Raw genomic sequence first — 10,875 nt, forward strand, 5'->3', positions numbered from 1 at the left:
ACCGGCCGCCGCAGCCTCACCAAAGTGGGGTGCTTCAGAGGAGCGCCAAACCCGCCGTTGCGGTGGCGCCGCGTCGATGGGCGCTTTATAGGGGCCACCCGGTCCGCATGTCAACACCTATCAATTCAGAAAGATGACAGGCGTCCGAACCCGGCCGGTCGGCCTGCGGTTTGGCCCTAGCGCGTTGTTTTTATGAGTTTAAATTATCCACAGCCGCCGGACAATACCCGCTTTCCCCGGGTGCCAGGTCGCCATTGGCAGCAAAATTCCGGGCGATTTTTCCGGCGCCTTCGCGCCCCTCCAGGGCTCGGCCAGCGGGTCTTTTGCGCCTCTGGCGGGGTGCCCAACCCCCTGGAAGCCAACCCTCTCAGGGCTTTCCGCCACCTTTTGCAGCCGCCGTTTTCGAGCGCCGAAGCACCCCTCCGAGACGATGCCGCCTCTTTCGCGCCCTCCCCGGGCTACCGACGTGCGACGCCGACGCCAACCGCCGGCGCCATGGAGGCCTCCTTCGCCAGATGGCGGCGATCGGGCCGGTCGTTGCCGGACCACGAGCGGCCTCGCCTGCCGGATGCGCGGCCGCTCCCGGTGCTGTCAGCGCAGGGCTTCGGCGAGAAAGTCGACAAAGACGCGCACCCGGGCGGGCATGTTGGCGCCGCCGACGAAGACGGCATGGATCGGCTCGACATCCCCGGGATTGAACGCCTCCAGCAGCGGCACCAGCCGGCCGGCCGCCAGGTCGTCGACGACGCCGAAATTGCCCACACGGGCGATTCCAACCCCGGCTGCCGCAAGCTGACCCAGCGTCTCGCCATTATTGGCCTCGATGGTTCCGGTCACGGCCAGCGCGTAGTCCCGCCCGTCGCGGCGGAACGGCCATAACGGCTCGGCGCGGCGGAAATTGAAATTCAGGCAATTGTGGTGGAGCAGGTCTTCGGGCACCTCGGGCGTGCCATGCCGTAGGAGATATGAGGGCGAGGCCACGATGGAGCGCCCGGTTTCGCCGAGCCGCCGTGCCGTCAGCGCGCTGTCGGCCAGCGGCCCGAACCGTATCGCCACATCCGCCTGCCCCGCCGCGACGTCGACCACGGCGTCGGTCAGGCTGATATCGATGAGAATGTGCGGGTAGCGGCGGACGAAATCGCCGAGCAGGGGAACGATGCACAGGCGGCCATGCGAAAAGGCCGCACTGACCCGCAGCCTTCCGCGCGGGGCGCCCTGGTCGGCGATGACGCGCTCGGCCTCGTCGAGATCGGCGAGAATGCGCCGTGCAGCACCGAGATAGCTCAGCCCCTCCGCAGTGAGGGTCAGCGCCCGCGTGGTGCGGATCAGCAGCCGCACCCCGAGACGCGCCTCGATGCGATCGATGGTCCGGCTGACCGCCGAGGGGGTGAGGCCCAGCGCGCGGCCGGCGGCGGAGAAGCTGCCGGTGCGCGCAATGGCCGAGAACACCTCCAGCTCGCGCGCGCGATCTGTACCTTCGCTTCCCATCCTTGCGCTCAATTCAAAAATGCTTGGCTCGAAACAGCCCTACTGCGTCGGTTGGCGATCGTCCATCTGTGCAGGGAAATATCTTCTCACCTCTGGAGGCCATGGTGGAATACAGGCAGTTGGGATCTTCGGGACTTCGGGTTCCCGTTTTGAGTTTCGGTGCGGGGACGTTCGGCGGCGCCGGGCCGCTGTTTGGCGCCTGGGGCCAGAGCGACGCCACCGAGGCGCGGCGTCTGGTCGACATCTGCCTGGAGGCCGGGGTCAACCTGTTCGACACGGCGGACGTCTATTCCGACGGCGCCTCGGAGCGGGTGCTCGGCGAGGCCATCAAGGGGCGCCGCGACGCGTTGCTGATCTCCACCAAGACCGGACTGCCGACCGGCGACGGCCCCGGCGACTGGGGCGTCTCCCGCAGTCGGCTGATCCGGCAGGTGGAGGCCGCGCTGCGTCGGCTCGGCACGGATTATATCGACCTGTTGCAGCTGCACGCCTTCGACGCCTCGACACCGGCCGAGGAGCTGCTTGCCACGCTGGAAACCCTCGTCGCTTCCGGCAAGGTCCGCTACACCGGCGTTTCCAACTATCCCGGCTGGCAGCTGATGAAGGCGCTGGCGGCGGCGGATCGCGACGGGCGCCCGCGCTTCGTGGCGCATCAGGTCTATTACTCGCTGATCGGCCGCGCCTAGGAGGCCGACCTGATGCCGCTCGGGGCGGACCAGGGCGTCGGCGCGCTGGTGTGGAGCCCGCTGGGCTGGGGCCGGCTGACCGGCAGGATCCGCCGGGGCGCGCCGATCCCGCAGGGCAGCCGCCTGCACGAGACCGCCGCCTTCGCCCCGCCGGTCGAGGACGCGCATCTCTACCGCGTGGTCGATGCGCTGGAGGCCATCGCCGGGGAAACCGGCAAGACGGTGCCGCAGATCGCGATCAACTGGCTGCTGCAGCGCCCGACCGTCGCCTCCGTCATCATCGGCGCGCGCAATGAGGAGCAGCTTCGGCAAAACCTCGGTGCCGTCGGCTGGTCGCTCACGCCGGCGCAGAGGGCGGCGCTGGATGCCGCCAGCGATGTCCTGCCGCCCTATCCCCACACGCCCTATCGCCAGCAGGAAGGGTTCGCCCGCCTGAACCCGCCGCTGGTCTGAACCGGAAGCCTCGACATGAAACTGAATCCTCCGCTTCTGGCGCTGGCTGCCGGCGCCTTCGGCATCGGCGTGACCGAGTTCGCGCCCATGGGCCTGCTGCCGGTCATCGCCAGCGATCTCGGCGTCTCGATCCCGAGCGCCGGCCTGCTGATCAGCGCCTATGCCATCGGCGTCATGCTGGGCGCGCCGCTGATGACGCTCACCACCGGCCGGGTGCCGCGCCGCGCCCTGCTGATCGGCCTGATGGCGATCTTCACCCTCGGCAACCTGATAGCGGCGCTGTCGACCAGCTATGAGATGCTGCTGGCGGCGCGGCTGATCACCTCGCTCAACCATGGCGCCTTTTTCGGTGTCGGCTCCATCGTTGCGGCCAGCCTGGTGCCGGAGAACCGGCGCGCCGGGGCGGTGGCGGCGATGTTCATGGGCCTCACCATCGCCAACGTCGTCGGCGTGCCGCTGGCGACCTGGGCCGGCGACCTTGTCGGCTGGCGCGCGGCATTCTGGGGCATCGCGGTGCTCGGGATCATCGCGATGGCGGCGCTGCGCCTGACGCTGCCGAAGGTGGCGGCCGATGCCGGCGGGGACATGGCGTCGGAGCTGAAGGTGCTCGGCCGCGGGCCGGTGCTGCTGGCGCTCGCGCTGACCGTCATCAGCTCCACCGCGATGTTCACCGTCTTCACCTATATCGCGCCGATCCTGCAGCAGGAGACCGCGGCCTCCATCGGCTTCGTCACCTCGATGCTGGTGACCTATGGCGTTGGCCTCACGGTCGGCAACTGGCTGGGCGGACGGTTCGCCGACCGCTCGGTCGATCGCACGCTGATCGTCACTTTGGCCGCGCTGACGGTGCTGCTGATCGCGTTCGCGGCGCTGATGCCCTTGGCGGTGCCGACCGTGGTGGTGATCTTCCTGTGGGGCGTGGCGAGCTTCGCCCTCGTGCCGCCGCTGCAGATGCGGGTGATGGAAGCCGCCTCGGACGCGCCGAACCTCGCCTCGGCGGTGAATATCGGCGCCTTCAATCTCGGCAACGCGATCGGCGCCGCCCTTGGCGGTGCGGTGATTGCCGGCGGGTTGGGCTATCCTGCCGTGGCCCTGGCCGGTGCGGCGGCCTCGGCGTCCGGTCTTGCACTGGTGCTGCTGATTGTGCGGCGCCGCCGGCCTGTCATGGTCTGCGGCCTGCCCTGACCCGGGGATGAGCGATGTCATCGCCGCCCTTCCGGGCATCCGCAGTGACGTCTGCTTCGTGTTCATCGGCGATTGACGCCCGGGCGTGCGCCCGCCAGCCGGACATCGCCTCGCCCAAAGCCTGTCTCAACCCGGCAAAGACGCCGGGTTGAGACGCAACGCGGCCTGCATACGCTTCAGCGCGATCAGTTCCGGCTGCAGATTGATCGACAGGAAGGTGCGCAAAAGGCCTTTCAGCGGCTCCCTCGCCCCGCCCTCGATCGGCGCCAGTTCCTCAAGCACGCGCCAATGAGCGCGCTCGAGGTCGCGCAGGTGCAGGCGCGCGCCCACCCACGCATGCGCCGCGTCAGACGCGCCCCGTTTCGCGCCAGCCCTGTTCACCGGGCGCCATCGCCCACAGTTTGGAGGGGTACAGCGTCCGTAGCGTCCTCGGCCTGCGCATCGTCCCGCTCCTTGATGCGGAACCAGGCGACATACAGCGCCGGCAGGAACAACAGCGTCAGTACCGTGCCGACGATGATCCCACCCATCATCGCATAGGCCATCGGCCCCCAGAACACCTCGCGCGAGATCGGGATCAACGCGAGCGAGGCGGCTGCGGCGGTCAGCATGATCGGCCGCATCCGGTGTTCGGTCGCCTCCAGCACGGCGTGCCATTTGTCCTGTCCCTGCTCGATCAGGTGCTCGATCTGAACGACCAGGATGACGGAGTTGCGGATCAGGATGCCGATTAGCGCCAGCACGCCCAATATCGCAACGAAGCCCAGCGGCGCGCCGGAAGGAAGCAGCGCGGCGACCACGCCGATCAGGCCGAGCGGCGCCACGGCCACCACCAGGAACAGGCGCTGGAAGCTCTGGAGCTGGAACATCAGCAGCGTCGCCATGGTGATCAGCATGAACGGCGCGATGGCGAGGATCGGGCCCTGGCCCTTGGCGCTCTCCTCGACCGCACCACCGGTGACCACATGGTAGCCCGGGGGCAGCTTGGCGATGAAGGCGTCGATCTGCGGCTTGATCTGGTCGACTACGGTCGCCGGCTGGACCGATGTCACCAGGCCGGCCTTGACCGTGATGGTCGGGATGCGGTTGCGCCGCCACAGGATCGGCTGCTCCAGCTCGTAATGGAACGTCGCGATCGCCGCGAGCGGGAAGGACCGCCCGTTCTGGGTCGGGATCTGCAGGTTCTCCAGCGTCTCGATCGAGGCGCGCTCGGTGGAGCGGGCCCGGCTCACCACATCCACCAGGTAGATGGAATCGCGGATCTGGGTGGCGGTCGATCCACCGACGACACCGTTCATCACCGTCGCCACGTCCTGCGAGGTGACGCCCAGCTGGCGCGCCTTGTCCTGCAGGATATCGATCATCACCACCCGTCCCGGCTCGATCCAGTCATAGGTGACGCGATCGGTGTTTTCGTTGGCGCCGACAATGCCGGCGACCTCCTGGGCATAGGCCCGCACCTTCGCGACATCCGGTCCGCTGATCCGGTACTGGATCGGGCGCCCGACCGGCGGCCCGATGTCGAGCGGGTGGACGAACACGTCGGTGCCGACGAACTCTTTTTCGCCCAGCGCCTTGAGGCGCTTGATCACGCGTTCGCGCTGTTCGAGCCCCTTGGTCATGATGACGATCTGCCCGAAATTCGGGCTCGCCGGCTGCACGTCATAGGACAGCAGGAAACGCTGGGCGCCCTCGCCGACATAGGAGGACCAGAACGCGATGTCGTCGTCGCCTTTCAGCGCCGCCTCGAAGCGGTCCATCTGCGCCCGCGTCTCGGTGATCGAGGTGTTCTGCGGCGCCGTCCAGTCGACAATGACTTCCGGTCGGTCCGATGAGGGAAAGAACTGCTGCTGCACAAACCCCATGCCGACAATCGCGCCGGCGAAGAGCGCGAGGGTGGCGGCGATGGTCAGCCATTTGAAGCGCACGCAGCCATGCAGGACCCACCGGAACAGCCGGGTGAAGCGTCCCGCTTCCTCGTGATGCTTCTTCATGGATTTCGGCAGCAGGCTGACGCCGAGCAGCGGCGTGAACACCACGGCGACAATCCACGAGACGATCAGCGAGACCGCGATGACGACGAACAGGGTGAAGGTGAACTCGCCGGCGCTGCTGTTGTTCAGGCCGACGGGAATGAAGCTGGCGACCGTGACCAGCGTGCCGGTAAGCATGGGGAAGGCGGTGGAGGTGTAGACGTGGGTCGCCGCCTTCTCCAGCGTATCCCCGACTTCGAGCCGTGAGACCATCATCTCGACGGCGATCATGGCGTCGTCCACCAGCAGGCCGAGGGCGATGATGAGCGCGCCGAGCGAAATGCGCTGCAGCGAGATGCCGAGATATTCCATCACCACGAAGGTGATCGCCAGCACCAGCGGGATCGACAGGGCGACGACGAGGCCGGCGCGCATGCCGAGGCTGATGAAGGACACGACGAGGACGATCGCGACCGCCTCGCCCAGCGCCTTGGTGAATCCGCCGACCGCCTCCTCGACCACCTGTGGCTGGTCGGAGACCAGATGCACGCCGACGCCGACGGGCAGCTCGGCCTCGATCCGGCGCATCTCTTCGGACAGCGCCTCACCGAACTGCAGCAGGTTGGCGGCGGGCTTCATGCCGATGGCCAGGCCGATGGCTGGCTGTCCGTTGTAGCGAAACAGCGAGCTGGGCGGGTCGGCATAGCCGCGGGTGATGGTCGCCACGTCAGACAGGCGGAAGAAGCGGTTATTGATCCAGAGATTGACCTTGCTCAGGTCCTTCTCCGAGGCGAACTGCCCGTTGGTCCGCACCGAGATCCGCTCGCCAGCCGCCTCGACGGTGCCGGAGGGAGCGACGGCGTTCTGGGCGCTCAACGCATCGATGATGGTCTGCTGGGAAAGGCCGAGCGCCGCCATCTGCGCGGTGGAGAATTCGAGATAGACGATCTCGTCCTGCGCCCCGATCAGGTTGACCTTGCCGACATTCGGCACGGTTAGGATCTGCGCCCGCGCCGCCTCCGCATAGTCGCGCAGCTGGCGCTGGCTGAGGCCGTCGGAGGTGAAGGCGTAGATATTGCCGTAGACGTCGCCGAAATCATCGTTGAAGAACGGGCCCTGCACGCCCTCGGGCAGTTCGCCCTTGAGGTCTGTGAGGATGTTGCGCACCCGCAGCCAGGTGTCGTTGACCGCGCGCCCCTGCGTTGTGTCGCGCAGGTTGAGGAAGATCGTAGTCCGGCCCGGGGACGTCTGGCTCTTGGTGTAATCGAGGGTGGTGATCTCCTCGAGCTTGCGCTCGATCCGGTCGGTCACCTGCGTCGCGGTGTCCTCGATCGTCGCCCCCGGCCAGGTGGCGGTGATGAGCATCGTCTTGATGGTGAAGTTGGGATCTTCTTCACGACCGAGATTGAAATAGGCCATGGCGCCGGCAACCGACGCGATAAGCATGAAGTACCAGACCAGCGAGCGGTGGCGGAGCGCCCAATCCGACAGGTTGAAGCCGTTCATGGGACCATCTCCGGGTCGATCTTGATCTTCTGGTTGTCGGAAAGGCTGTTCACCCCGGCGGTCACGACCCGCGTCCCGGCCTCGACCCCTTGGGTGATCCGGACGGTCTCGCCGACCTCGTCCGCGACCTCCACGGGCCGGCGCGAGACGGTCATCGCCTGCTCGTCCACGACCCAGACAAAGGTGTGGTCATCGACCGTGAGCAGGGCCGAGCGCGGCAGCTCGATGGCGTTCCGCGTGATCTGCTGCGGCGACGCGACCACGGTCGTGCCGATGCGGAAGGTCGGCGGGGGCGCGTCGAGCGTGATGCGGATGCGCCGTGTCCGGGTGGCGGCGTCGGCCTGCGGCGCGATCTCGCGCACGCGTCCATCTGCATGGATGCCGGGTTCGACCTGCAGCGAGGTGGTGAACGGGTCACCCACCTTGATCGCCCGCGCCATCTCGTCGGGAACATCGACCATGGCCTCGCGGATATCGGCCTGCGCGACGGTGATGACGGTCTGGCCGGCATTCACCGTCTGCCCCACTTCGGCATTGGTGGCGGTGACGATGCCATCGGTCTCGGACAGGAGGCGGGTATAGGACAGCTGTTCCTGCGCCTTGTCGAGGGCGGCTTGGGCGCGGGTGACGGCGGCATTGGCACTCGCCAGCGACTCTTCCGCCGTATCGAGGTCGGACTGCGAGGCGACCTTGTGGGCGACGAGCACCTTCTTCCGGTCGCGGGTCGCGGTCGCATAGACGAGCTGGGCCTCGGCCTTGGCAAGCTCCGCCTCCAGCTGCCGCACGGCAAGGGTGAGCGTCGTCGGGTCGAGCGAGGCGAGAAGCTGTCCGGCCGTAACCGTCTGACCGACATCAACATCGCGCGAGACCACGCGGCCCAGCACGCGGAAGCCAAGATCGCGCGAAAAGCGCGGCTGGACCGTGCCGGTGAAGCGGATCGTCTCGGCGCCCTGCGGCGCCACCAGCATCGACAAGACGGGCCGGACGGGGGGCGCCGGGGCCGCCTCGTTCTCCGAGCAGCCACTGAGCGCAACGAGGGAGCCGATGCCGACAAGGGCGATGAGCGTGCGGCGAACCATCATGACGGCTCTCCCGATGTGATGGAGACAATTTGACCCGCGCGTAGGAACTGACCGCCATGGGTCACGACCAGCTCGCCTTCCTTCAGTCCGGCACTGACGAGGATTTCCCCCGTCTTGTAGCGTTCCACCGTGATGGCGCGTTGCGTCACGGCGTTGGTTTGGGGGTCGATGACCCAGACCGCGGGGCCGGCCTCACCGGCGGCAAGCGACGTCCAGGGCAGCACGACGACATCCTTGCCGGCCCACGACCCGCTGCCGAGCACGGCGGCGCCGAGGCCCATGGCGGCGGGCGGATCGATCAGCGACATCTTCACCCGCACGGTGCCGGTCGCGGTGTCGAAGGTCGGGGCAATCTCGCGCACGACGGCGGTCGCGACCACGCTCCTGTCGGAGAGCAGCCGGATTTCCACCCTGTCGCTCGGCGGCGCATCGGCGAGCAGGGCCTCATAGACATCGAACACCACGTCGCGGGCCCCGTCCTGCGCCAGCGTGAACACCGTTTGCGCCGCCGAGACCACCTGTCCCGTCTCGGCGTCGCGGGCGGTGATCACGCCATCGGCGTCTGCCTTCAGAACGGTCAGGGCGAGCTGTTCCTCGGCGGTGCCGACATCCGCCCGGGCCGATTCCACCGAGCTTTCGGCGCGGCGCAGCTGTTCCTCGGCCGCATCGTAGCTGCTGCGGGTGGTGAAGCCGCTCGCGATCAGCTGCTGCTGCCGTTTGAAGCTGCTCTGCGCCTGCGCCAGCGTCGCCTCGGCCGATTGCAGCGTCGCCTTGGCGGCCTGCACATCGGCGACCTGCTCCGGCGTCTCGATCGTCGCCAGGACGTCGCCGGCCTTCACATGGTCGCCGACATCCACCTTGCGTTCGGCGATACGGCCAGCGACGCGAAAGGAGAGCTTGCTCTCCACCCGCGCAGCGACCGTTCCACTCAGCGACACGGTGCGGGCGACCGGCTGGAACGCCGCCGGCTGAGCCTTGACCTTTTCCAGTGCCCGCGGTGCCGCCTCCTGCTCCGGTCCGCAGCCGGCAAGCGTGGCGAGCGCGAGGAGACCGATGACGAGAGCACCCGCCCGGTTCGGCCGCCGGCGCCTGGTAGGCTCGGCTATGCTTGAAAGACCCACGCGCATGAGGACCCGCCTTGGCTATACTGGTCAGTTCAGTTCAGTTTTACGCTTGACGCATATTGCCGGCGCGGTCAATGATGAACTGAACAGTCCAGTCCATTTTCTGCGCATGGGGGCCCGCCATGGTTCGCCACCCTTTGAAGATCGCCACGTCGGAGGCCGGTACAGTCCGCGGCGGTACGGATTCGGGGACAGCGCCGGGCGCCAAGACCCCCGCCCTGCCCGACCGGGAGAACCCCAAGGTGCGGCAGGTGCTGGAGGCGGCGCATGCGCTGTTTCTTGAGCTGCCCTATGATGCCGTCAGCACCGACGCGATCGCCAAGGCCGCCGGGATTTCGAAGACGACCCTCTATGTCTATTTTCCCAGCAAGGAGACTGTGTTCTCGGCCCTCGTTCGGGAGAATTGCGAACAGACGGCTCACGCCATCTGGAGTTCGGCGGCGGAATCGGACGACGTCGAAGAAGCGCTGCGGCTGATCGCCCGGAATTTCATGACCATGTTCGCGACGACGGACGCGCTGGCCTTCTATCGAACCATCATCGCCCAGGTACCAAGGTTTCCCGAGCTCGGACGTATTTTCTACGAATCGGGACCGAAAGTGATTCAGGACCGGATCGCGCTTTTCCTGCGCGATGCGAGCGCCAGGGGCGACCTCTCTGTCCCCGACCCAGAGCTTGCCGCCGCACAGTTCCTGCAGCTCATTTCGGTCGACATTCCCCTGACGGGCCTGCTTGGCCTCGAGACGCTGACGACGGACAGGGTAACGACCACGATCGAAAGCGGCCTTGCGGTCTTCCTGAAGGGCTATCGCCCGCCTGTGTCGCCCGGCTGAAGGCCTCGGCGGCCTCCACCACGGCACGCGGGCACCGAAGTTTGGCGACGATGGCAACGACGGTGCCGATTTTCTCCTCCCGACCAGGCGCCTGCCGCTCACCGTGTTCCGGTTGATCTGGCATCGGCTCGTGGCCAGAAGCTCTGCGGGCTGAAAACGACGCCAGCCTTAGACCATATTCGCGGGAAGCGGGTTCCGGTTCGCCTGAGGAGCAAAGGGGGACGTGAGCGGTCTCCACGCAGGGGCGATTCGCAGCTGCGATTCGCCCCTGTGGGGCCGGCATCGGCATGGCCGCGACGTTGACGGATGTTCCTGCGAGGCCCGATTCGGCGCGATGTCGGCTTGCGGCGGGCACGTTGAGTGCGAATCGCCTTGGTCGATCGCGGCATGGCGTCGGGTTTGTTCGGATCTACGCCTCCGGCCCTGCAGCCGCGGCGGCCGCGTGGGGTATGGCTTTTGCCATCGGGAGGCGCGCGTTTCGGGTCGCGCGCGGCGCGGTTGCGCGGCGGGCGGCCTCTGGCGGCCCTCGCCCGAGCGCCTTCGCG

7 protein-coding genes and 1 pseudogene are annotated in these 10,875 nt (G+C 67.4%); 3 read left to right on the plus strand and 5 right to left on the minus strand.

The genetic code is table 11. The features are described from left to right. Positions 1 to 591: 591 nt before the first annotated feature. The gene (locus tag BLO63_RS20820) at positions 592 to 1,488 is read right to left on the minus strand and encodes a LysR family transcriptional regulator (protein ID WP_091444780.1); all 897 of its coding nucleotides are present in this window, start codon (positions 1,486 to 1,488) and stop codon (positions 592 to 594) included. 104 nt (positions 1,489 to 1,592) lie between these two features. Here BLO63_RS20820 and BLO63_RS20825 point away from each other — a divergent pair. Both BLO63_RS20825 and BLO63_RS20830 read left to right on the plus strand, forming a co-directional pair. Further along, a pseudogene (locus BLO63_RS20825) lies at positions 1,593 to 2,627 on the plus strand (aldo/keto reductase). A 15-nt stretch (positions 2,628 to 2,642) separates the two neighbouring features. Next, positions 2,643 to 3,812 carry an MFS transporter gene (locus tag BLO63_RS20830; RefSeq protein WP_091444782.1) on the plus strand — a complete coding sequence of 390 codons (1,170 nt, stop codon included), beginning with the start codon at positions 2,643 to 2,645 and terminating at the stop codon, positions 3,810 to 3,812. A gap of 126 nt (positions 3,813 to 3,938) precedes the next feature. Here BLO63_RS20830 and BLO63_RS20835 read toward each other — a convergent pair whose 3' ends face one another. From BLO63_RS20835 to BLO63_RS20850, 4 genes are read right to left on the minus strand one after another with little or no spacing between them, the layout of a single operon-like run. After that, on the minus strand, positions 3,939 to 4,142 hold the full coding sequence (locus BLO63_RS20835; RefSeq protein WP_091444785.1) for a hypothetical protein: 204 nt from the start codon (positions 4,140 to 4,142) through the stop codon (positions 3,939 to 3,941). 47 nt (positions 4,143 to 4,189) lie between these two features. Next, positions 4,190 to 7,291: an efflux RND transporter permease subunit gene (locus tag BLO63_RS20840; protein ID WP_091444789.1), complete on the minus strand. Its 3,102-nt coding sequence runs from the start codon at positions 7,289 to 7,291 to the stop codon at positions 4,190 to 4,192. Beyond that, complete coding sequence (locus BLO63_RS20845; protein ID WP_342028888.1) at positions 7,288 to 8,373, minus strand: efflux RND transporter periplasmic adaptor subunit; 1,086 nt, start codon at positions 8,371 to 8,373, stop codon at positions 7,288 to 7,290. Before BLO63_RS20845 ends, BLO63_RS20840 begins: the two co-directional genes overlap by 4 nt. After that, complete coding sequence (locus tag BLO63_RS20850; protein WP_091444790.1) at positions 8,370 to 9,500, minus strand: efflux RND transporter periplasmic adaptor subunit; 1,131 nt, start codon at positions 9,498 to 9,500, stop codon at positions 8,370 to 8,372. The genes BLO63_RS20845 and BLO63_RS20850 overlap by 4 nt, the downstream gene beginning before the upstream one ends. Before the next feature lie 119 nt (positions 9,501 to 9,619). On the opposite strand from BLO63_RS20850, the gene BLO63_RS20855 reads away from it, so the two are divergent. Beyond that, positions 9,620 to 10,330, plus strand: coding sequence for a TetR/AcrR family transcriptional regulator (locus tag BLO63_RS20855; RefSeq protein ID WP_091444793.1), 711 nt, complete (start codon positions 9,620 to 9,622; stop codon positions 10,328 to 10,330). Positions 10,331 to 10,875: the final 545 nt, after the last annotated feature.

The organism is Ancylobacter rudongensis (assembly GCF_900100155.1).
Taxonomy (GTDB): Bacteria; Pseudomonadota; Alphaproteobacteria; order Rhizobiales; family Xanthobacteraceae; genus Ancylobacter; species Ancylobacter rudongensis.